General features: G+C 49.7%; 23 protein-coding genes and 4 pseudogenes. 6 read left to right on the top strand and 21 right to left on the bottom strand.

Going from position 1 to position 20,475, the window contains the following annotated elements:
- Position 1: 1 nt before the first annotated feature.
- From V3224_RS12425 to V3224_RS12415, 3 genes are all read right to left on the bottom strand, one after another.
- Positions 2-568 (bottom strand): phage tail tape measure C-terminal domain-containing protein, encoded by a 567-nt coding sequence (locus V3224_RS12425; protein ID WP_334470809.1) that lies wholly within the window; start codon positions 566-568, stop codon positions 2-4.
- 190 nt (positions 569-758) lie between these two features.
- Positions 759-1,163, bottom strand: coding sequence for an OspG family effector kinase (locus V3224_RS12420; RefSeq protein WP_442890325.1), 405 nt, complete (start codon positions 1,161-1,163; stop codon positions 759-761).
- A gap of 21 nt (positions 1,164-1,184) precedes the next feature.
- Positions 1,185-1,361: a hypothetical protein gene (locus tag V3224_RS12415; protein WP_334470805.1), complete on the bottom strand. Its 177-nt coding sequence runs from the start codon at positions 1,359-1,361 to the stop codon at positions 1,185-1,187.
- Between the two features lie 330 nt (positions 1,362-1,691).
- On the opposite strand from V3224_RS12415, the gene V3224_RS12410 reads away from it, so the two are divergent.
- The 3 genes and pseudogenes from V3224_RS12410 to V3224_RS12400 all read left to right on the top strand — a co-directional run bounded on the left by V3224_RS12410 (position 1,692) and on the right by V3224_RS12400 (position 3,141).
- On the top strand, positions 1,692-1,829 hold the full coding sequence (locus V3224_RS12410) for an ogr/Delta-like zinc finger family protein (RefSeq protein WP_072012851.1): 138 nt from the start codon (positions 1,692-1,694) through the stop codon (positions 1,827-1,829).
- Between the two features lie 140 nt (positions 1,830-1,969).
- Positions 1,970-2,245, top strand: a pseudogene (locus V3224_RS12405) (IS701 family transposase); the annotation flags it as partial.
- Positions 2,246-2,424: 179 nt separating this feature from the next.
- Positions 2,425-3,141, top strand: coding sequence for an IS701 family transposase (locus V3224_RS12400; protein ID WP_442890301.1), 717 nt, complete (start codon positions 2,425-2,427; stop codon positions 3,139-3,141).
- Here the strand turns inward: V3224_RS12400 and V3224_RS12395 are convergent.
- The 3 genes from V3224_RS12395 to V3224_RS12380 form a co-directional block, all read right to left on the bottom strand.
- A complete protein-coding gene (locus V3224_RS12395) occupies positions 3,138-3,311 on the bottom strand; it encodes a hypothetical protein (RefSeq protein ID WP_334470915.1) in 174 nt (57 codons plus the stop codon). The two genes, V3224_RS12400 and V3224_RS12395, sit on opposite strands and share 4 nt — an antisense overlap.
- A gap of 427 nt (positions 3,312-3,738) precedes the next feature.
- Positions 3,739-3,957 carry a DUF4224 domain-containing protein gene (locus tag V3224_RS12385; RefSeq protein WP_310513192.1) on the bottom strand — a complete coding sequence of 73 codons (219 nt, stop codon included), beginning with the start codon at positions 3,955-3,957 and terminating at the stop codon, positions 3,739-3,741.
- Positions 3,958-4,362: 405 nt separating this feature from the next.
- On the bottom strand, positions 4,363-4,539 hold the full coding sequence (locus V3224_RS12380) for a hypothetical protein (protein ID WP_334470799.1): 177 nt from the start codon (positions 4,537-4,539) through the stop codon (positions 4,363-4,365).
- Between the two features lie 497 nt (positions 4,540-5,036).
- Between V3224_RS12380 and istA the strand changes: the two are divergent.
- A pseudogene (gene istA / locus V3224_RS12375) lies at positions 5,037-6,059 on the top strand (IS21 family transposase).
- Positions 6,056-6,844 (top strand): IS21-like element helper ATPase IstB, encoded by a 789-nt coding sequence (gene istB / locus V3224_RS12370; RefSeq protein WP_334470797.1) that lies wholly within the window; start codon positions 6,056-6,058, stop codon positions 6,842-6,844. The pseudogene istA and the gene istB overlap by 4 nt, the downstream one beginning before the upstream one ends.
- A gap of 297 nt (positions 6,845-7,141) precedes the next feature.
- Here istB and V3224_RS12365 read toward each other — a convergent pair whose 3' ends face one another.
- The 4 genes and pseudogenes from V3224_RS12365 to V3224_RS12350 all read right to left on the bottom strand — a co-directional run.
- Entirely contained in the window at positions 7,142-8,518 is a 1,377-nt protein-coding gene (locus tag V3224_RS12365) for a DEAD/DEAH box helicase (RefSeq protein WP_334470795.1), read from the bottom strand.
- Positions 8,519-9,026: 508 nt separating this feature from the next.
- On the bottom strand, positions 9,027-9,596 hold the full coding sequence (locus V3224_RS12360; RefSeq protein ID WP_334470793.1) for a plasmid pRiA4b ORF-3 family protein: 570 nt from the start codon (positions 9,594-9,596) through the stop codon (positions 9,027-9,029).
- 69 nt (positions 9,597-9,665) lie between these two features.
- Positions 9,666-9,854, bottom strand: a pseudogene (locus V3224_RS12355) (ATP-binding protein); the annotation flags it as partial.
- Between the two features lie 2 nt (positions 9,855-9,856).
- A pseudogene (locus tag V3224_RS12350) lies at positions 9,857-10,264 on the bottom strand (recombinase family protein); the annotation flags it as partial.
- Between the two features lie 89 nt (positions 10,265-10,353).
- Here V3224_RS12350 and V3224_RS12345 point away from each other — a divergent pair.
- Positions 10,354-10,944, top strand: a complete 591-nt coding sequence (locus V3224_RS12345) for a tail fiber protein (protein WP_334469890.1) — start codon at positions 10,354-10,356, stop codon at positions 10,942-10,944.
- A 10-nt stretch (positions 10,945-10,954) separates the two neighbouring features.
- Here V3224_RS12345 and V3224_RS12340 read toward each other — a convergent pair whose 3' ends face one another.
- From V3224_RS12340 to V3224_RS12290, 11 genes are read right to left on the bottom strand one after another with little or no spacing between them, the layout of a single operon-like run.
- Positions 10,955-12,250, bottom strand: a complete 1,296-nt coding sequence (locus V3224_RS12340; RefSeq protein ID WP_334470791.1) for a phage tail protein — start codon at positions 12,248-12,250, stop codon at positions 10,955-10,957.
- Positions 12,250-12,801 carry a putative phage tail protein gene (locus V3224_RS12335; RefSeq protein ID WP_334468800.1) on the bottom strand — a complete coding sequence of 184 codons (552 nt, stop codon included), beginning with the start codon at positions 12,799-12,801 and terminating at the stop codon, positions 12,250-12,252. The genes V3224_RS12340 and V3224_RS12335 overlap by 1 nt, the downstream gene beginning before the upstream one ends.
- Positions 12,792-13,871 carry a baseplate J/gp47 family protein gene (locus V3224_RS12330; RefSeq protein ID WP_334468798.1) on the bottom strand — a complete coding sequence of 360 codons (1,080 nt, stop codon included), beginning with the start codon at positions 13,869-13,871 and terminating at the stop codon, positions 12,792-12,794. Before V3224_RS12330 ends, V3224_RS12335 begins: the two co-directional genes overlap by 10 nt.
- Entirely contained in the window at positions 13,872-14,309 is a 438-nt protein-coding gene (locus V3224_RS12325; RefSeq protein WP_334468797.1) for a phage GP46 family protein, read from the bottom strand. It abuts the gene before it with no gap.
- Entirely contained in the window at positions 14,306-14,911 is a 606-nt protein-coding gene (locus V3224_RS12320) for a phage baseplate assembly protein V (RefSeq protein WP_334468795.1), read from the bottom strand. Before V3224_RS12320 ends, V3224_RS12325 begins: the two co-directional genes overlap by 4 nt.
- Positions 14,904-16,019: a phage baseplate assembly protein gene (locus V3224_RS12315; protein WP_334468793.1), complete on the bottom strand. Its 1,116-nt coding sequence runs from the start codon at positions 16,017-16,019 to the stop codon at positions 14,904-14,906. The genes V3224_RS12320 and V3224_RS12315 overlap by 8 nt, the downstream gene beginning before the upstream one ends.
- Positions 16,012-17,361 (bottom strand): DNA circularization protein, encoded by a 1,350-nt coding sequence (locus tag V3224_RS12310; protein ID WP_334468791.1) that lies wholly within the window; start codon positions 17,359-17,361, stop codon positions 16,012-16,014. The genes V3224_RS12315 and V3224_RS12310 overlap by 8 nt, the downstream gene beginning before the upstream one ends.
- A 9-nt stretch (positions 17,362-17,370) precedes the next feature.
- Positions 17,371-19,503, bottom strand: coding sequence for a tape measure protein (locus V3224_RS12305; protein WP_334468789.1), 2,133 nt, complete (start codon positions 19,501-19,503; stop codon positions 17,371-17,373).
- A 3-nt stretch (positions 19,504-19,506) separates the two neighbouring features.
- Complete coding sequence (locus V3224_RS12300) at positions 19,507-19,650, bottom strand: hypothetical protein (RefSeq protein ID WP_334468787.1); 144 nt, start codon at positions 19,648-19,650, stop codon at positions 19,507-19,509.
- Entirely contained in the window at positions 19,628-20,092 is a 465-nt protein-coding gene (locus tag V3224_RS12295; protein WP_334468786.1) for a hypothetical protein, read from the bottom strand. The genes V3224_RS12300 and V3224_RS12295 overlap by 23 nt, the downstream gene beginning before the upstream one ends.
- A 9-nt stretch (positions 20,093-20,101) precedes the next feature.
- Positions 20,102-20,467 (bottom strand): phage tail tube protein, encoded by a 366-nt coding sequence (locus tag V3224_RS12290; RefSeq protein WP_334468784.1) that lies wholly within the window; start codon positions 20,465-20,467, stop codon positions 20,102-20,104.
- Positions 20,468-20,475: the final 8 nt, after the last annotated feature.

Raw genomic sequence — 20,475 nt, 5'->3', positions numbered from 1 at the left:
ACTACCTGCCATTAACCGCTTTGATAATCTTATGTAAATCACCGCCATCGCGGCTTTCAGCCACTAATACAGACTTGATTTTCCGCGTCAATGATTGTTCTGCTAAACGCATATCCATATTGGTGTGACCAGATTGTTGCGGTTGACTATCGAGATGAATACCACCCAAATTGACATTCACACCCCCTGCGACCGGCTGCATGCCATACATCGGGGTTGCTGCAGGGCCAACATAACCACCGGTCGCATAACCTTTTTTTGTGTTATTCATTAAGTGATAGAGATTAGCTACGTCAAGGCGGCTAGTAGCTTCCTTGGTAAATACAAATTCACCCTTGTGAACATAACCACCAATATCGTATTTATTACCATCGCCAGTATAGCCACCAGATGCATGCCCCTTAAGACCTAAAAAACTGCCAAAACCAGTTCCACCAAAGGCTGATTCCATCGCGTTTAAGATTGCCATTTGGGTCATCATTTTGACAATCATTTCAAGTACCGATTTGGTAAAATCAGCGAAGTTGGCTTTGCCGGTCAGCAGAAAATCAGACAGAGTTTGACTCATTCCCTCAAAGGCAAAACGATAATTTTTAGTATGATAATATTTAATTTTCTTCCAATCGATGACCGTAAGCCTTTCCAGACTTACGGCATCTGTTACTTACCAGATTTTTTGAGCTATGGAAGATGTAATAACTCAAATTCGATTCAACAGTTTTTATACCATATCTATCAGCACTAAGTTGCTACAATCTTTATGGCTTGTAGGTATTTTCAATAATATGCTCAAGTGCCCAACTATATCTCATTTGTGAACTATTATTTATTGAATCTTTGATCGCATTATTTCCACTGTGATACTCTTCATATCGGTTAGAAAAGTCTATTGGATAAAATGTGTTGCTTTCTATATCATATAGAATATTTTTAAAATTTAAATCATCATGCATTATGCCCTTATCACCTAAATCGCAGATCATATGCCGAAAGCGCTCCTGCGCAGTGGGTGGAAATATGTTGTCATTAATGCTACTAAGTGGTACCCCTGGTATTTTATACATTCTAATGTAAAATGTACCCTTACTTTCTAATAAGGCCGCAGAGCCTTCTCCATAATATTTATTAAAACAGTTCACTTCTTCTCTAGCGAAAGATTCTATGTAATGGATATCATCAGCATATTATTTCTTTAATATAAAATTTTTATTATTAGCATCTCGATATATTTTCCCCTCAATTCCCTCTCCAATTAGCTTTCCTAGTTTAATATTTTTATTTTCTATATCGTTTTTTTCCGATAATGCAGCAGATACACTGAACTTATTGTGATGAAAAACACTTAATACTTTATTGAACATATATTCACCATAAATATGGTTATTTTTTTATTATTCAGAATATTATTAAATGTTTCTCTTTAGTTAAATAAAATTTGCAAACAAAGCATTTAAAATGTGAACTAAATCTTATGAGGATAAAATTTTTATTAAAATAGCATCAAGTTCATTATTTTCCTCTCGCGAGATAAGAGGTAACTCTAATTGTTCCATCCCAACTAACCTCTATGACTTGTGTTTTTACAAAACAAAATCTTAAACACTAAAAATCCATGCGTACGTAATCACTTTCCCAAAAGTATAAATAACTTAAAAGCGGTTATATTGGGAAAATTATAATCTCACCGATACATCATCACCAACGAAACCAAAGAAAACTATAATCAATGCCAAAATGTCAATTGCAGCACCACATTTGTTAGTCATGAAACAGTGGCGAGGTATATTATTAAACCGCAATTAATTAATGTACTAATACCTAATGGGTAGCTAATCTGTAAGCAATATTATGATACTCATAATAAAAGAGTCATATCTTTATGGCTCTTTTAAGTACTATACACGAGTTTCGCAATCTCCAAAAAAGAAGTATAAATTTAAAAACAAGAAAAAATCAGGGTGTTCATATTTTGTCGGGTTATCCATGTATTAAAGATATCTATAAAACATTCTTACAAGTAAGCAGTTTAAGATACTCTGGTTTAGCGTTATCAGAAGTAAGCCCATCGCCTTTATCTCATGACACTGTTAGCCGATGGCTAAAAAGTAGATGTTTTAGACCTAAAGACCTATGGCGATTAGTTGAACCTTCTATAGACAAAAAAAGCCCTTGCGTACTAATTGCCGATGATACATTGATTGCCAAAACACGTAGTAAAAAAATAGAGATGGTCCATTATCAATATTCAGCACGAGTTTCGCACAGGCCTATAAAATTCTAGAAATGGCTTAAAAGTAATGATTAATCTGCAAGTTACTGAAATGCATAAATTCACTTAATTTACAATAAGTTATATTTAATTTATAAGGTTTTATCTATTTACATATTATGCTGAATTAAACTTAAAAATAGAGCGTTTTTTTATTGGTGCGAAACTCGTGTTCAGGTAATGAACATGAGGTTATTGCTGGCATAGGTTTAGTTAATTTGCTTTGGCATGATCTGACGAAGGTTGAATCAATTCCTATCAATTATCGTATTTATGATAAAGATTCTGATGGAAAAATAAAAAACACGCACTTTTCCGAAATGCTCACTCTTGCTAAAAAAAGAGGGATCATGCCAGAAGCCGTAGTGATGGATGCTTGGTATTCTAGCCTGGATAACCTGAAATCAATTCGCTCTCATGGTTGGATCTGGGTAAACACGCTGAGGAAAAATAGGATTGTTAACCATAACAAACAACTGAACAAGTTAGACATCTCAGAAGAAGGAACGTCAATACACTTGCGAGGATATGGTTGGGTAACCGTTTTCAAATTTACAGCCAAAAACGGCCGTATTGATTACATAGTAACAAACAAAGAGAATCCCACCCGTCAATACCTCAAATCTATCATGGATGCCCGTTGGTCTGTTGAAGTTTATCATCGAGAAGTTAAACAAAACTGTGGTATTGAACGCTGTCAGGCTCGCACGAGCCGAGCGCAAAGAAATCATATTTTTCTCGCTATTTCTGCGTGGTTTGAACAACATAAACGTCGTATATCTGAAAAAATAACCCTTTATCAACAAAATTGGGACGTAATCAAAAGTGCTATTACTGAGCAAATCCGTGTTTTATTAGCGTACCCAAATTAGTTTTGTGCGAAACTCGTGTTGGCCTGTGTTCTACTCTTTAATCCTCTTTTATCCATATACTTTCTAATATGTTCAGGTTTAATATTATCCGGCTTCATTTTGCCAAAAACAGGAATAACTTTTTTGGAATATTTTTGATAGTCATTCTGCGTGTCTTTCGATAATTCGATAAAATCTGCTGAACATAGAAATTGATTAATCAGCGATTCATAATTAAAAATATGTTTCTCGTCATTAACGTATTGTTCATAGTGACTCCAAACAACAGATTTATCTACATTTACACGAGTTTCGCACGGGCATATAAAATTCTAGAAATGGCTTCAGAACAATAATTAATCTGTAACTTGCTAAGACGTATAAATTTACTTAAATTACAATAAGTTATTTTCAATTTATGAGATTTTTTCTATTTATATATTATGCTGAATTAAACTTAAAAATAGAGCGTTTTTTTATTGGTGCGAAACTCGTGATTTAGAGCACATAAACGAATTGTACGACCATTTGGGTGTTTAAACTCGTATGCAGCTCTTCCACGAAATACACGTGGGGGCATCCAATTATCAGCAGGATTTTTTCGTTTCCCAGACATAACTACATAGCTCCGAAATTTGGTTTCTCAGCAAAATTAATATCAAATTTTTTTGAAGAGGGGTTATTGAAATGCTCCCATGTCGTTTTGGGGCGACCATCAGGCCTCTTAATAAAAAATATTCCCGCTTCTTCCAAAACTTTGCATTGTTTGGATGGTTTCTGATAGCCTGTTAACTCTTTCATTTGTTCATCTGTAATAAACATAGAATTATTATTCACGTTTATGTCCTCATTGAAAAACTCACAACGTAATTTTCCCTGGTGTTGGCCATCCCCGAGCTGGTCTTTTTTAATGGCTAAACGCTTACCTTTCGATATTGCTAATTAACCTGAGTTCGGGATAAGGAATATAAATTTTTTCATTATATATTCAATTACTTAAATTAAAATTATTACATAAAACAGTGCTAAATTTTGGCTTTTTTCATGATTTTAGCAGAGAAAATAGCTTATTTTTTAACCTACAACCAACTAAAAATATTCCTTTTTTTATCATTTTATTGATTTTAAAAGGTTTTTATTGATAAATGAGCTATTTTTATTTTCTCATAACTAACGCTTATCCCGAACTCAGGTTAATTAGAGTAGGAAAATTCAGGTGGAATAATGCTTATTCTCTCTATGCTATTTCTTCAATGTGTCGAGGAATATCCCCAAATAGATTAAGAGTGCAGGTGCTATCATGATGCGAATAACCAGTAGCTCTTGTCCGCCTAAATGAATATTGCCTAATTCGCCACGTTTAAACCTGATTTGCGGGTCGATGACGGTATCGGCGTGTGCAAGATGTCCTACTACCATTTCGAAGGCGAACGCTGCACTGATAAAAAGTAATCACGAGTTTCGCACTAATAAAAAAACGCTCTATTTTTAAGTTTAATTCAGCATAATATATAAATAGAAAAAATCTCATAAATTAAAAATAACTTATTGTAATTTAAGTAAATTTATACGTCTTAGCAAGTTACAGATTAATTATTGTTCTGAAGCCATTTCTAGAATTTTATATGCCCGTGCGAAACTCGTGGTAATGTCGTGATTAGTAATTTGATGATGTTAAGTTTCATGGTTGAACCTCGGTAAAATTAGCTTATTTCTTAACGCAAATCGCTTTGGCGTTAATATCCTTGAAAGTTTCAAATTCCCGCTGAAACTGCTTAGCGGCAAATTGACACATATTTTCAGTGTCAAATTCCTGAGTATGAAGACTTGCTGTCGCTACCAATGTAAAAATGATCCACTTGCTAATGTAAAACTGATCCACTAAGAGTAAATATGGCAGTTTTAAGGTACTGCCGATGATAACATTGGAGATCAGAGTGGAAATTTCTGTTTTACATCGCCAGGGTATGTCTATACGTGCGATTGCGCGACGGCTTTCATGCTCAAGAGTAACCGTGAGGCGATATCTTCGTAGCACTGAAGCGGCGGCGAATATGCGTTATAAATCGAGAGCGCCTAGACCCGGTAAGTTGGATCCCTTCAAGGTATATATTCTCGAACGCGTAGAGGCGGCCAGACCTGATTGGATACCGGCCTGCGTATTGCTACGGGAGATCCGTGAACGAGGTTACACAGGCAGCTATAGCTTGCTGACCGCTTTTCTTCATCCTACGAAAAAAACCGTTATTGAAGATGTTGTCCGCTTTGAGACTGAACCCAGTGAACAGATGCAGGTTGACTTCACGATTATCAGACAGGGGAAGAATCCTTTGATGGCATTCGTTGCCACGTTAGGCTAGAGTCGCTCCACTTTTGTTAGGTTTTACACCTGTCAAAATTCAGCAGCCTGGGGCGACGGGATTGAGTCAGCCCTACAGTATTTTGGCGGTACCCCTCGTCAGCTGCTATTTGATAATGCGAAGACCATTATCATTGAGCATGATGTTTATGGTCCTTGTAAACACCGCTGGAACCCACAGCTTATCAAGCTTGCCGAAAAATATGCTTTCAGTCCGAAAATCTGCCGTCCATACAGGGCGAAGACTAAAGGTAAGGTTGAACCTTTTAATCACTATCTTAAGAACAGTTTCATTGTTCCACTAACCGCGTTATTTCGTCAGGCAGGGCTTACTTTGGATGCTACCGCCGCCAACTCACGTATTGGAGACTGGCTGAGTACAATAGCTAATGTACGTAAACACGGCACTACGGGTGTATCGCCGGAAGAGCGTATGCTACAAGAACGCTTGGCACTGTTGCCGCTGCCGAAAGTCATGCAAGCATTTCCTTTACCGATACATCAGACTCGCCCCATTCCTATCGAGAGCCTACAACATCCTTTGTCCGTCTATCAGTCGATTCTGGAGATGCCGATATGAGTCTTCAGTATGAACGCATCGAAAAACTCTGCCAGCAGCTTAAACTGGACAGACTAAGCACAGAGTGGCCAGCTGTAGCGCAAGGAACTGTCGACAAGAACGGTACACTCGCTGACTTTCTAGAGTCTGTTTTACGACACCAGTATGAAGGACTTACTGAACGTCGGCGTCAAACGATACTCCGTTTATCTGGGCTGCCAGTGATAAAGACGTTGGAGCAGTTTGATTACAAATATGCCAGCGGTGTTCCCCGTAACCAAATACAGGAACTGGCTGGACTGGCTTTTATTGAGCGCCAGGAGAATATCGTGTTGCTAGGTCCGTCTGGTGTCGGTAAGACCCACCTTGCTACTGCCATCAGCTATAGGGCTGCGATGCAGGGATTAAGCATCCGTTTTCTAACTGCGGCGGACATGATGTTGCAGCTGCTTACCTCTCATCGACAAGGTGACCTTAAAGGATATCTTACCCGAGTTATCAGTAAACCTAGACTATTGATTATCGATGAAGTTGGCTATTTACCTTTTGGCAAGGAAGAAGCAAACCTGTTCTTCCAGGTGGTGGCAAAGCGATATGAAGCGGGTAGTGTGCTCTTAACTAGTAATCTGTCTTTTGCTCAGTGGTCAAGTACATTTGGTGACGATAAGACGCTAACAGCGGCTATGCTGGATAGATTGCTGCACCATGCACATATTGTACAGATTAGTGGACAAAGTTATCGGTTAAAAGACAAGCTAAAAAGCGGTCAGCTACATAAAAAATTGAAACCGGAACTTAGCGAGTAAATTAAAGGGGGTGGATCAGTTTTACTTTAGCAAAGTGGATCAGAATTCAGTTGGCATTGACACTTGCAAAGTTACTGGATGCGTAAGGACTGGCGTACATGGCCAAGATTAAAATCCACATGGTAAGTTCTCCGTTGTTAATAAGAATAATAATGTTAATGATAACTATTTGATTTAAATGTATAAATATTTGTAAATTTAAGGTTAATTCTTTATTTTTCTTGTATAATTATTTGGTTGTGTGTTTGCTATTCACAATTTTTTCCCTGGTGTTGGCCAGCCTAGCTCTGGTCTTTTTTATTTCCTTTTCATTGCTTCGAGTAATAAATCCTGTATTGCCCGTTTTGAATTACGGCGCGCCATCACCACTTCGTCAAGCGTATCTTTAGCGACGATATGGTGAATAAAGACAGGGCGATTGTGTCCGGCTTGCGCTTGACGCGTAGGGCCGATACGTTCGATAATTTGCTGGTACTGTTCTAAATCCCACCAATGGGAGAAAAAAACCAGAATGTTACCGCCGTCCTGTAAATTTAAGCCGTGTTCACAGCTTGCGGGGTGGGCAAAAAGCAACGGAATTTTGCCACTATTCCAGTCGGTAAGGGTTTGGGGGTTAGCGTCTAACATTTTGCCTTTTGGAAACGCTTTTAATAAACGCTCCAGGTCATGTTTCCAGTGATAAGCAACCAGTACTGGCATCCCTCCGGATTCATTCACAATACTTTCCAGTGCCTGGATTTTGGCATCGTGTATCGCTATCCAGTTGTGATTGTCATCGCTATAAATAGCGCCTGCTGCAATTTGCAAACATTTTATTGTTTTTGCCGCGGCATTTAACGCTTCAATAGCGCTATCGCCCAACTCAAGAAACAGTTCTTTTTCCATCGCCTGATAGTGTGCTCGGGCTTTTGTGGGTAGCGTAACGTTGATAACGTTGTGTATCGGTTCATCGATATCAAACCAATCGGCGGCATTAAGGGATAGCGTGACATCACTCAGGGCTAACTGAATTTGTAGATGCGCAAATCCTAAAGGCTCAAACCTGCTCCACTGTTGCCCAGGAAATTGGATGCGATTAAACCAGCGAGACGTAAACGCATTATGGGTTCTGCCTAGCCGTTCGCCCTGGTCTACAAACCACGCTTGCCCCCATAAGTCCATCAAGCCATTGGGTGAAGGCGTACCGGTTAGATTTACCCAGCGATGAACAGATTTATGCGCGATTTTGGCGAGGGCTGCGGTGCGTTTACCCCCTTTGCGTAACCGGAATGATTTTAACCGGGTGCTCTCATCGGCAATAATTGTGCCAAAAGGCCAACTGTCCCCAAGGATGTCAACCAGCCAGACGAGATTGTCATAATTGACCGTAAATACGCTGGCATGGGTATTTTTGAGTGCCGCCATCCGTGTTTTGGCGGTGCCAATGATGGGTTGCACTTCAATATTACGCAGGTGGTTCCATTTAAGCGCTTCATCCGGCCAGGTAGATTGGGCTACCCGTAAAGGGGCTAACACCAATGTGGGTTTGGTTTCGCTGCCTGCTAGATAGAGATTTTCTAACGCCGTCAGGGTTGCTGCTGTTTTTCCCATGCCCATACCGGCCCATATATTGATGCGGCGTGCGATATTTGAAGCCAAAACGTGCGATAAATGGTGAGCTACTCTTGTTTCCATCAGTGCAACGGAATTACACTGTTATTTTTCATCGGAGGCACTTTGGTCTGTTCTAGTGGTACGATCAACGGGACAATATTTGTAGATGATGGCCGATGAAACTAGATAAAGTAATACAAGCTTTTTTCTACTATGGCAGGACTCAAGTAATTCTTGAGCCTACTGTTCCTATACATAAGATAAATGAGCAAGACCTACCGCCGATACGCTCTCTCTGCTTCTCGCCGCTGTAAGCTCCATTAGCCCCAAAGCGTTCATCACATAAAAGAACGCCCTACTTACGAATAGATGTTGATAGAATCTGTCAAACTATGAAAATGAATCCCTTTATCTTTCAATTCAGAGATTAAACCGATTAAATTCTTGATGCTGTGTCCCAGCGAGGGCAAGATAGCGAATATTTATTAACCAAACTGCTCGTCAATAGAGCACTCATGTTCTCACCTTAGTCTCAGAGGTAGCACTTAAAATGCTACCTTTTGAACTATGGACACTCCATGTGTATATTTCAAGAGTAAAAATTAATCAACCGCTGATTGATAGTTTTAAGGTCATATGCTCGTTCAGCTATGTCGCACATTAGCCACTCGTGTAATTCTTCACGCTCTGGATTATCAACATCTTGAATATCTTTGAGCTTTTGGTAATATCCCCAAAGCCCCCCAGAGTCTTCAGATGGGCAGGCTTCCGCTCCCTTTATACAGATGGGGAGCTGGAGTAATTCCTGATCAGGCAATGATGATTCTTCAAGCAAAATGCAATGATCCCAGTTGTCTCCGAAATCGTATAAGTAAACCATTTTTTCTCCTTTCTTACGAAGGAGTTTGCTCAAAGGCACACCTGTACTATCTTGCAGATATGTTTCTTTAAAATCGTCCATAATCATTCCATATCGCAAATCTCCTTTTTCAAAACTGTACAAATGATCATTTGTACAACCCATAGCTAATTGTATAACCATGTGTAGTTCATCAAGAGGTATTGTCTTCAGAACGATCAAACGTCGCCAAATTAGTGGTTTACTATCAATTAGTGTGATTTTTATTTGATATAAATCCTTTCCCGAAAATTCACTCATTATTATCCCCCTTAAATAAATACAGTCTCTTTAGTCTCACACTCCACTAAATTTTTCAAGTCTTTGCTAACGTTTGGCAATCACATTGAAAAATAGGTTTGCTTCCTCTCGCCCAAACGGTAGATATGCAATCTAATCTATGATCAATAACTTCGGGGCCATCACCGAACGTGATAGATATTGTTTGAGCTTATTTTGTCGTTTTGCAGTTGAGAGTTGCAACATAAGTTCAGCCGTCGTGGTAAAGCGGTTTTTTTTCTTCGTCCTCTGCTTCTCGCTGCAGCCAAACCTGCCTGAGTACGTTCAACAATAAGCTCCCGCTCCATTTGCGCCAAGGCACTCATCACATGAAAGAAAAAACGACCTGCTGACGAAGAGGTGTCGATAGAATCCGTTAAACTATGAAAATGAATGCCTTCATCTTCAAGTTTGGATATTAAAGTAATCAAATGTTTAATGCTGCGACCCAGTCTATCCAGCTTCCAGACCACCAATGTGTCACCCGATTTCAGTGCGTTTAGAGCACGTTTTAATCCGGGTCTCTGGTCTGTTTTTCCGCTGATTTTATCCTCAAAAATCTGTTCACAATTTGCGCAAATCAAGGATTTTTGCTGTAAATCGGTGTTTTGGTCATTTTTTGACACCCTCATATAGCCTATTTTTGCCATTTTAGCCCCTTAACCTTCCTCTAAAAGACTTATTATGCCTGGTTTTGGTCAAAATATTAGCTAAATTCTGAATTCAATAAAACCTTGGTTTGTTAGAAACGGTAAATCTGGCTAAAAATGCCACACCCAATCAGCGTAAAATTAACGGCAAAACTCTCACTCAGGATGTGCAGCTAACTGCCACAGATGTTCATGCTGTTACACCCGAAGTATTGCGTGTCGAAATCCCGGTAGGTATTCCCCTGCCTTGGCCTGCTGAAAGAGCGCCGACCGGTTGGTTTATCTGCAACGGTGAGCCATTCGATAAGAAAAAATACCCGCTTTTAGCACTCGCCTATCCATCAGGAAAACTCCCTGATTTACGTGGTGAGTTTATTCGTGGCTGGGATGCTGGGCGAGGCGTGAATCCTAGGCGTAAGGTTTTATCGTCTGAAACTGCATCACTCGAGAGCCACGCTCATGGTTATCGGGACAGGTATTATGTTGAAGATGATGGTCCACTAGGCCACGCAAACAATAAAGAAAAAATGCCTGTAGGGTATAATGCAGATACAGGTTCACGTGCTACGGATGGAGATAATGATTCTTTTCTATTCATTGACAAAACAACGTCTAATGCAGGCGGTAGCGAAACCCGCCCGCGAAATGTCGCGTTTAACTACATTGTCAGGGCGGCCTGATAATGTTGAGTTAGTAGCAAACCAGCTCCCATGTTCTCGGCGCTTTAATCCCTGTTCTGGTATAATCTGCACTGATAATTAACGATTTTCCGACTATTTCGACATAAGTACCTAAATTGCCCTCGGGAGCAATACCTTTGTATTTTACCGTCGCGTTTGCCGAGAAAATGGCATGAGGGACGGGACAAGGTAAAGATACCGTATAAATCTGTCCGGCATTGAGTGGTGGTGTGATGCCCCATTGTCTGATAAGGCCGCTGTCACCACATTTCCACCATCCATTCGTAGCGAGGTGAGCTGTATTTTTTGCTCCTCGATTGTTAATCTGCATATTAAGCCAGCTGCTTAACGCCCCGCCCCAAATAGGGCCAGTTACATCACCATTTTCTTGATAAACCGCGGTTCTGCCGCCCCATGAGATATGCAAATTGCTATGAGTATTGATGGTTCCATCAATTTCTACACTCTTTAACCAATGCAATCGATCATTATTCCAGGAAGCTACTTTTGCATTATTAGCATAAAATGCCACGTTGCCATCGCCATTAGCCCGTAATCCTGAATCGTTATCGCCGATATGCACAGATTGGGTCACATGGAGGTTGCCATTGACGCTACCACCCGTTCGTTTATCCAGTGCATTTTTTGCACAATCTACCGTTTCCGTTAAACCAAGGTTTTTTATAAATTGATTTTTGTCCGGGATGTCGGCCCCATTTTCATTTTTTGCCAGTTTTTGACTCAAAAGTTGCATGACGCTTTCAGCAAATTTCGGGTTATTGCTGATGGCCTGTGCCAGCTTGTTCAGCGTATCTAAATCGGATGGCGCTTTGTCAACAACCGCATTCACCCGCTCATTGACCGCCTTGGGTGTCGCGGCCGTAGTGTCGTCCTCGCTGCGAGGGGAACTGTTTAACTGCACTATCCCTTTGCGGTGCACCGTGGCTTCCTGAATGCCGTCCTGGGTCGCCAGCTTGCCCAGCCCCAGATGCGTACGCGCCTTTTCCTGTGCCCCTTTGCCCGCCGCGGCAATTTCCGCCAATGCCTGGGTTTTCAGCAACGCCTCCTGACCGATAATGGCCCGGATAGCCAGCGTCAACTGGTTTAACTTGCCCTTATCCGGGCGTATGCCCGCGGCGTCCAGTAAGGCCAGCTGTTCGGCTTGCTGGATATTGAACCAGTCTTCCCCCGGCCAGCTGATACCCTTGTGGCCGTCGCCCTCGGTAAACCATAACGGCGTGGTGCTCTGGGTTTCTTTCAGCGGCGGCATGGTGGCAATGCCGCTGTTGTTATCCAAAAAATACATTAGCCTTTCTCCTTTTTGTCAGCATACACATAGCGAAAGTCCTGATGCGCCGGCTTATAGCGGTTTAACAGGCATTCCAGTATTCCTGCATAATAAATACGCAGCGGCGTGGTGATCGGGTCAAGCACATGCATTGGGCGATAGTCCACGTGGGTCTCAATCGTCACCATCGTGACCCACTGATTATCCGGCAAGGTGCTCAGGCTCACCGTAAAGCCGTAAGACCGCGCCAGTTCAATGTAAAACTGCCGGTTGAGGCTCGGTTTCATCCGCAGCTTGTTGGCCGCATAGCGCTGGCGCTCATCGATGCCGGCATCCTCGCCGATATCACAGTCAGGCAGCCCTAAAAAACGCTCCCAGTCAGCCAGCAACCGTGTGGCGGTCAGTGGAAAGCGCTCGCTGAGCAATTGCTCGGCGCGTTCGGTGACGCGCGCTGTGCTGCGGGCCAGGCCGTCGGCCAGCGACGCCAGCAGCGTATCCGGCGCTTTGTTCCAGGCCAGGCCATTAGGCAGCAGTTGCAGCAGTGCGCGTTGGTGTGCTTTTAAAGCCATGTGATATCCCTCATCACCAGTAGCTCGGTTTTTCCGCTACTGACCGGCGTCAGCGGGTTTTTCAGGGCGTAATCATCCAGTCCGCCTATCCCGGACAGCACACGCCAAAATGCCGAGGGCAACAGGGTTTCGCCCGGCTTGGCCGCCGTGTAAAACAGTTGCCTGAGCGCCTCGCGGATACGGGCCTGGTTATCCGGGGTATTGGGGGCGATACGCAGCGTGATATCGACCTTTTTTGCCCCTGGCGCAAACACCGTCACCGTCGGCCCCTCCGGTTGGCCGACCCACTCGCCGGTGGCCGGATCCCGGTGGCGCGCGAGATAGTCGGTCACCCGCGCAATATCGGCTGGGCCGGGGAAGATATCCGGGTGATGGTCCATCACGAAGGTCACGCCCACCGTGCCCGCCCCGTTCCAGGTAGGCAGACACCAGCTACGGGTGACACCCGGCACCTCGCGCGCCCAGCGTTCGTAATCCCAGCGTGTGCCGCCGCCCGGCGGAAACTGCACCCGATACAGCAGGCGCGACAGCAATTCCTCCACGCGCTCGCGATCAGCGCCGCCACGAATACCGGGGGCTTCCGTCAGCGCCTGCTGGACCACCCCGGCGACCGGGGTGACAAAACCGAGTGATTGCCCCGCGCCGCAATCCCCCGCCAGCCGCGGCTGGTCGGCCTCGACGTTGACCGTTACGCTGCCGGCCTTGCCCGCGGCGGCGTCTGTCAGGCGGTAAAGCGCGCCGTCGGCCCGTTGCAAACGCGCCCCAACAGGCACACTGGCGGCATCATACAGCGACAGCCTAACCGGGCCGCTGGCGCGCGCTGCCTGCTTGCGCACCACGCCCCAAAAGGCGCAATGTTTGAGCAACTCGCTCTCATCGGCGTCGCTCGGAATAATCTGCCGGGCTATCCAGCCCAGGTGCTCATGCTCCAGCGCCGACAGCCCGGCCTGCGCCATCGCCACGGCACCCAGCAGACTGTCCTGGGCCGGTAGCGCGCCCGGCAGGCGTTGCGCCACATCCTGCTGCGTCTGGCTGATAAGCTCACCGAGCGTGGGTATCTGATACGGCATTTACATCCCCTCCAAACGGGCTTTAAAGGTAAACGGGCGCGCACTGCCGTCCTTGAGCGTCAGTCGCACGGTCAGCCGCAGCCAGCCCGGCAGCGGCGCACTCGCCTGGCAATGTAATTGGCTGATCATCCCGGCCTCCAGCAGGCCACGCAGCGCCTCATCGGCGTAGGCTTCCGCCCGCGCCAATACCGCAGGCAGCGCCTTTTCCCGTGACAGCAGCCACAGCCGCGAGCCAATCGGGCGGTCGCGGTAACTGTCCGCCCACCATCCGCGTCGGTCATGGCCGCCATCCGGCAAACGGTCGGAGACCTCAGCGCGCCGGTCGGTAAACAGGCAAAGCAGCACCGTGGTCGTCAGGCTGTCGTCGGCGAGTAAATCCGCGCCTGCCTGTACCAGCCCCCCCTCGCCATTCATCCAGCGCAGCGCCGCGTCGCTCATTGCGGCCCCCCGGTCAGACTGCCCTGGCCATTTTCCTGATGGCGGTGGGTGCTGTGTTTGACACCGCCGATAACGGCTTCCGGTGCGGTGAAGGTGCCTTTGGATCCAGCGTTGCCTTCTATCGCCATGTTCTGCTTCACAGTCACACTCTTTGCTATTTCCACATCACCGGTAAACCGCGCGGTCGGGGTGTTAAACACCACCTCCTGCTCAGCGACCACTTCCAGCGTTTTACAGGTGATGATGCAGCGGCCATCCTGAGTCAGACGCAGGCGATGCCCTTCATAGTGATACAGGCCGCTATCCCCGGCGGGCAGCCCGGTCGGTCGATAACGCCGGTCTTCTACCACTAGCACGGTCGCCTGATCACGACTGCCGCCCAGGCAGGCAAACACCACCTCAGCCCCCGGCAACGGCACACTGATATGCCCGTATTGCTGCGGGCGCTCGACCTCATCGAAGGTTTCGCCGTCCAGCGCCGTCAACTGGACGTTTTGCGCTTTCAGGCCGTCATTCACCCCGGTCAGGATGCCCCGCCCAAACAACAGGCGGATCCCGCGCATCACCGGGGCAAGCAGGCGTTGCAGTGCGATATTACTCATCGAGTTTATTCCCCTGATTAAGCCAGGCCCGCACCAGACCATCGACGCCACCGTCAGCCCCGCTGGCCTGACGCTCCGCCTCAGCCGGCACGATAAACGCCTCGCGCGGGGCCAGTGTTAACGTTGTGCGTTCCCCGTTGTCCGCATCGAGATCAAACTGTACCTGGCTAATCAACAGGTCACGACTGACCATCGACAGACGCGGCGCAATGACGCGGGTTAGCTGGTTGGTCTGCCACAGTTCGCCGCTTTCGCGCTGCCAGCCCTTGACCACGGCGGTAAAGCGCTCTGACTGGGCCAATGCCCGGCGGCTTTCCCGCAGCGCGCGCGCCCGTGCGGTGGCGGGGGTCAGTGTGCTGTCAGCCAGAATGACTTTGCGGCGGTAACGCCCCATCGCGGGATCGTCGCTTTCTCCCTTGGGCGCAGCACGCAGCGCGTTGGTGTTGGCATCGCCCGCTTGACCGCCTCCGCTGCCATGCCCCTTAATCAGATACTGGCGGTAACGGTCGCGCCAGTCCTCGCTGTACTCGGCGGACAACAGATTGTCACCCAGACGCAGGGTGTCAGTGGGGGTGTTCGCCGCCTGGGTAAACACCAGATCGCCGGCGGCATCACTGGTCACCAAAACGCCCCGGTGACGCGCCGCCCGGCTCAGCACATCCGCCACGCTTTCAGACAGTTCAAGGGTAAAGGAGGTAAAGGGTTTGGCGGCCTCGGGATCAGACACCGCCCAGCGCACCGCAATGCCAAAAGGGCTGCATAGGTCTTGCGCAATCTGTTGCAGGGTGCGGTGACGCCATTGACCGCCCGGATAGACCGCCGAACAGTCCACCAGATCGCCGGTTTTATCCCGGCCCTTTATCGTGACCTGTGCCGCGTCGGCTCCCATCTTGTGCGATACCCTGTCCAGGTAGCCGGTGATGACCGGTTGCCCGTCAAGGGTCAGCGCCAGCGTTCCGCCGGCGCGCAGGCTGTCGGGCAACGCCTGGCCGGGCATCATGATCCCGAGGGTAAAATCCCCGGCCAGACGCGACAGCCCGCGGGTAATACTGACCGAAAGCCAGTGGGTGAAAATCCGGTTGTCGATGCGCAACGCCACCTCAGCCACCGAGCACCTCCACGCGCTCGCCCCCCGGCACAAACAGCGGATGACGCAGCCGGTTGCGACGAATAAAGCGCGCCGTGTCACGCGCATCGCCGCTGATGCGGTACAGGATCACCAGCGCTGGCTCGGTGGTTGTCACTGCGGCCTGGATCAGGCCGGGTAACGCCACGCCGCGATGGGATAAATCCGCCACAAAGGCGCGGCTTAACGCCCGCACCTGCAAGGCCAGGGTCTGATAGCCCAGCGCCGAGCTGGTCAGGGCACACGCATCCAGGCGGCGCGCGACCTGCTGACTGACGCGCACCACATCCGGCGTACTTTCCAGCCAGACGCTGCCGCTGTCACTGAGCGGGCGCGGGGCGGGCGAGGCCGTGCGTGGCAACACCTGCGCCGGTGCGTTTGGGCTGACCGCCGCCAGACTGGCGGTGAGCAGGGACGACAACATCTGTACCTGCACCACGGCTACCGCCAGGCGCAGCGTATTGTGCAACAGCTGCACCGTGGCGCGGGTGGCCGGTTGCAGCCCCTGCCTATCGCGCTGGCGCTCCTGACGGACCAGCGCGCTGTCCAGCCGGTCGGCCAACTGGACTATCTGGTGCTGGAGTGCGCCGGGCTGCGGGGAGACCGGCGCGCGTGCCCGGTTTGTTATTTTTTCCGGCTGGGGGTAAGCCGGCAGGCGCTGTATGCCCTGAAAAATGCCCTTTAAGGCCAGCGCCAGGCGGTCGGGGGTGGTGATAAGCCCCTGGATATTGCCGCGCAGGGCGGTAAACGAGGTACTAAAGCTCTGCATATCGGCCAGCAACCCCAGACCATTGAGGGCACTTTCCAGCGTGTTGGCCTTTTCGCTAACACCATCCATTAACGCCTGCACGTCATGCAGCGAGGCCTGCCAGCCGTCAGCCAGGGTTGAAAAGAGTGCGGCCAGTGTGCTGTCGCCCTGGCGATTGACCACCCCGGCGGTATCTTGGGCCACCGTAGGGGCGGTCTCATCGGCCACCGGCACCACCGTGACGGTAAACTCCACCAGACGCTGGTTATCGACGCTGTAGCGGCTTTCAAAATTATCAACCAGCACCGACAGCGTACCCCAGTCAGGGTGCAACAGCTCGCCCGGTCCCGGCGCATTCAGCGCCTGCGTCAGCCGTACCCGCTGCGCCTGCACATCATCGCCGGTCAGTGACAGGGTGAAGGTGTGCTCAGGCAGTTTTTTTCCTAAATCGTCCGCACCACCCTGCTCGCGCAACGGATATTCCCGCCGCACCACCCGGCGACCGCCGCGGCTGCGCTGCTCTTTGTAAACCCAGAAAGGCACGCCGCGAAAGCGGCCCTGACCGGTACTTTTCATCTGCTTACCTCAATAAATACGGTAGTTGTCGCCGTTATACACATCCAGATTTAACCCAAAGGCGTTGCTGTCGGTGACGGCGCTGTTTTGCAACACCAGTCCCGGCCCGAGCGCGATACGCATATCCGCCTGGGCTTTGACGGGCGGCTGCACCGTCTGTTGCGCGTCCTTATCGTCCCACTTAGCGTAGATATCGCCCAGCCAGCCGCCGAGTTTTTCGCCGAGCACGCTGCCCAGCATCGAGCCGGCCACTGCGCCAATCGGGCCGCCTATTGCGCCGACGAGGCCGCCCACCGTTGCCCCGGTTGCCGAACCTAGCGCACCGCCTTTATCCTCGGCGCTGGCGTCCTTATCTAACAATGTCGGGGCCAGTGACAACGCCGTCAGCGCCGGCCCGCCCAGGCGCATTGTACCGCGACCGAGTGCCCCGGCAGACCGTCCCAGCCAGCCGGTGAAACCGGTGAGCTGCGCCGTTGCCCCACCCAGCAGGCCACGCGCGCGCTGTCCCATATCGCGCAACCCGCCACCCACACCGGACAGCCAGCGCCCGACCGTACTCATGCCCGGTAGCCGGCTTAACCGTGCGCCGGTGCGATTGACCAGGCCGCCAAAGAAGCCTGAGACGGCGGAGGCCGCCCGCCCCAGGCGGGAGCGTGGCACCGGGGGTGCTGGACGGCCCGGACGCACGCGCGAGCCTTTACGGCGGGTGCGTCCGCTGCCATCGACATAAGTCTCACTGCCACCGCCGCCGCTGCCCGCCGGCCAGTTGGTGACAAACACGCTCACCGGCGCACCCAGTCCGCCGCCCATCGCAAACGGTGTCGGGCCAGGCAAACCCGCAGGGGCATTTTTACCGCGCCCACGCCACCATCGATAAGCCCGCCACGGATAGCGTACCGGTGCACTCGCCAACCCCCAGGCGGGACGCGCTATTGCCATGCCGACACGGGCCAGCTTCGAGGCGACGTAAATCGCCAGAATGGCTTTGGCCGTATTGGCGGCGACTTTGCCGATGTTGTCGATAGTCTCGCCGTAGCCAGCTTTGCGCAGCGCCATCAGTTCGGCATTGACCCGCTCTAGACCTTGCCTGAATAACGTAACGCCCCGTCGGGCGCTGTCGAATACCCCGTTAAAACGACTGGCCAGTCGGTTGGCCCATTGGTCCTGCAAACCGCTTTCCTGCGCCTCGCCAGCAACATCCAGAAAGTCTTTTAACTCGCCTTTAAGCCGTTTAAACGGCCCTTGATTCATTACCTTGACGGCGAACTGCTGCCAGACATCACCCAACTGGGAAGTGAGTCCCGTCCACGAGTTCATCGCGTCTTTTTGCGCCCCTTTGGCCTGCTCGCGCAGCGCCTGGAACAACAGCTCAACCGATTTTGCCCCGAGTAACCCTTTTTCGCCTTGCTGGGTCAGTTCGTTACGGCTTTTGCCGAGCTTTTCTGCCAGCACGCTATAGACATCAATGCCGTAGCCGGTCAGCAGGCTCGCATCCTGCGCCTGAATACTTTTACGCGAATACATCTGTTTCAGCTGAAGGGAGGCTCCCTGGGCTTCCGGCAGCGTCCAGCCGTGCCGCGCACCCTGGTCTTCCAGCATCGTAATAAAGTGGCGCGCTTCTTCACGGCTCATGCCAAACCCCCGACTGGCGGTGTATTCCTGCACCACCCCTTGCAATCCCCAGGTGGAGTCCTTGGCATTCTGTAGCGCCCATTTCAGGTCAGCGTCGGTCTGGGCTTTATCGTGATGGTTCAGGGAGTTCAGACGCAGCGTCATGTTTTCCATCGTCGCCGCCGGGTCGATAAAGGCTTTTTTCAGGCCAATCAGCGCCGCGCCCCCGGCCAGTAGCCCGTAAAGGCGTGCTACGCCGCCATAGGCCGCTTTGGCGCGCGTCTCCAGATGGTCAAAACCGGATGACACCGACGCCAGCCCCAGGCGCAGACCGCTAAAGGTGCGCTGGCCCTGGTGGCCCAGCCGGTCAAGCTGACTCCCCAAAGTATTTGCCCGAAGACCGAGACCGTGCAGGGAGGCGCCGCCTTGCCGCCCCATGCCGACCAGACTTTGACCGAACAGCCGTGACTGCCGGGGCAGGTTGCCCAGCAGATCAACAATGACGGCGGCTTTGACTTTTTTTTCTGCCATCGGTTACTCACGCTGTAAAAGTTGAGTGGCTTGCTGGCAGTGCCGGTAGAGCCGGATTAACGGCAGGGAAAGCGCCCAGTCCATGCCCGACCTGGTGGATGTGGCGAGCATCAGCGCCGCTTCCTCAATTTTTTCCCGACACTGCATCCAGTCGCCCCGCGTCAGCCGCCAGCTGGCCGGCCAGCGCGCTACCGCCCAGACGCTGGGCGATGATAAGGCGTTCAATATCGCGCGCCGACAGGCTTTTCAGTTGCAGCAGTGACAACGGGCCGTTGAGGTTGCCCAGCCGGGCGACCTGCCGGCGCAGCAGCTCAAACTCCACCATCGCCGGCGAACGCACTAATTCCGAGCCGTTAGCCGTCTGCACCACCCGCTCGGCAGCCAGCTCGGCATCAATAATGTCTTTGCCGGTTAATGGCCGCAGGGTGACGTCCGTATGCCGCTGTTCATCATCACCGCTGCCGGTGACCAGACCGTCAACCAGGGTCAGTTGCCCGCGCGCCAGTTCGTCGGCGACACTGGCGATATCCGGCGACACCCCTTCAACCTCGTGGGCTGCCGCCGCCAGGGTTTCCATGCTGTGGGTCATGCTTGCTCCTTACGCCACACGCTGGCTGCGAATGGCGGTAAATTTGGCGGAGATGTCTCCCGCATCCGTCAGGGACTCTTCCCCGTTGCTCCAGGCGTTGGTCATCATATGGGTTTCGCCGGAATCGGCTGCAAACTCCAGCGTGACATCGTGCCAGCCGTTGATGATTTCCACGCTCAGGTCACCCCGTGCCGGGAATTTGCATTCCAGCGTGGCGGCACGGGGCGTCGATTTGTAGCCATAAACGCGTGCGCCGGTCACTTCCTCGCGTTTTTCCCCGGACGGGGTAAAGGTGGCCCCTGTCAGGGTCGGGTATTCCTGCCCGTTAACCCGGACAATCGCCTTGCCCTGGTATTGGTATTTGCCAAATGCCATCGTACCCC

This window comes from Arsenophonus sp. PmNCSU2021_1 (assembly GCF_036919435.1).
In the GTDB taxonomy this organism is placed as follows: domain Bacteria; phylum Pseudomonadota; class Gammaproteobacteria; order Enterobacterales; family Enterobacteriaceae; genus Arsenophonus; species Arsenophonus nilaparvatae.
Note: the sequence above shows the minus strand (reverse complement) of the source record. Positions and strands in the feature narration are given on the sequence as shown.

Excerpts from the sequence above, each read along its gene's own strand:
- V3224_RS12425 (WP_334470809.1), bottom strand. The coding sequence starts at position 568 with ATGAGTCAAACTCTGTCTGATTTTCTGCTGACCGGCAAAGCCAACTTC.
- V3224_RS12415 (WP_334470805.1), bottom strand. The coding sequence starts at position 1,361 with ATGTTCAATAAAGTATTAAGTGTTTTTCATCACAATAAGTTCAGTGTA.
- V3224_RS12380 (WP_334470799.1), bottom strand. The coding sequence starts at position 4,539 with ATGGTAGTAGGACATCTTGCACACGCCGATACCGTCATCGACCCGCAA.
- istB (WP_334470797.1), top strand. The coding sequence starts at position 6,056 with ATGAGTCTTCAGTATGAACGCATCGAAAAACTCTGCCAGCAGCTTAAA.
- V3224_RS12365 (WP_334470795.1), bottom strand. The coding sequence starts at position 8,518 with ATGGAAACAAGAGTAGCTCACCATTTATCGCACGTTTTGGCTTCAAAT.
- V3224_RS12360 (WP_334470793.1), bottom strand. The coding sequence starts at position 9,596 with ATGAGTGAATTTTCGGGAAAGGATTTATATCAAATAAAAATCACACTA.
- V3224_RS12340 (WP_334470791.1), bottom strand. The coding sequence starts at position 12,250 with ATGTATTTTTTGGATAACAACAGCGGCATTGCCACCATGCCGCCGCTG.
- V3224_RS12335 (WP_334468800.1), bottom strand. The coding sequence starts at position 12,801 with ATGGCTTTAAAAGCACACCAACGCGCACTGCTGCAACTGCTGCCTAAT.
- V3224_RS12330 (WP_334468798.1), bottom strand. The coding sequence starts at position 13,871 with ATGCCGTATCAGATACCCACGCTCGGTGAGCTTATCAGCCAGACGCAG.
- V3224_RS12325 (WP_334468797.1), bottom strand. The coding sequence starts at position 14,309 with ATGAGCGACGCGGCGCTGCGCTGGATGAATGGCGAGGGGGGGCTGGTA.
- V3224_RS12320 (WP_334468795.1), bottom strand. The coding sequence starts at position 14,911 with ATGAGTAATATCGCACTGCAACGCCTGCTTGCCCCGGTGATGCGCGGG.
- V3224_RS12310 (WP_334468791.1), bottom strand. The coding sequence starts at position 17,361 with ATGAAAAGTACCGGTCAGGGCCGCTTTCGCGGCGTGCCTTTCTGGGTT.
- V3224_RS12305 (WP_334468789.1), bottom strand. The coding sequence starts at position 19,503 with ATGGCAGAAAAAAAAGTCAAAGCCGCCGTCATTGTTGATCTGCTGGGC.
- V3224_RS12300 (WP_334468787.1), bottom strand. The coding sequence starts at position 19,650 with ATGCAGTGTCGGGAAAAAATTGAGGAAGCGGCGCTGATGCTCGCCACA.
- V3224_RS12295 (WP_334468786.1), bottom strand. The coding sequence starts at position 20,092 with ATGACCCACAGCATGGAAACCCTGGCGGCGGCAGCCCACGAGGTTGAA.
- V3224_RS12290 (WP_334468784.1), bottom strand. The coding sequence starts at position 20,467 with ATGGCATTTGGCAAATACCAATACCAGGGCAAGGCGATTGTCCGGGTT.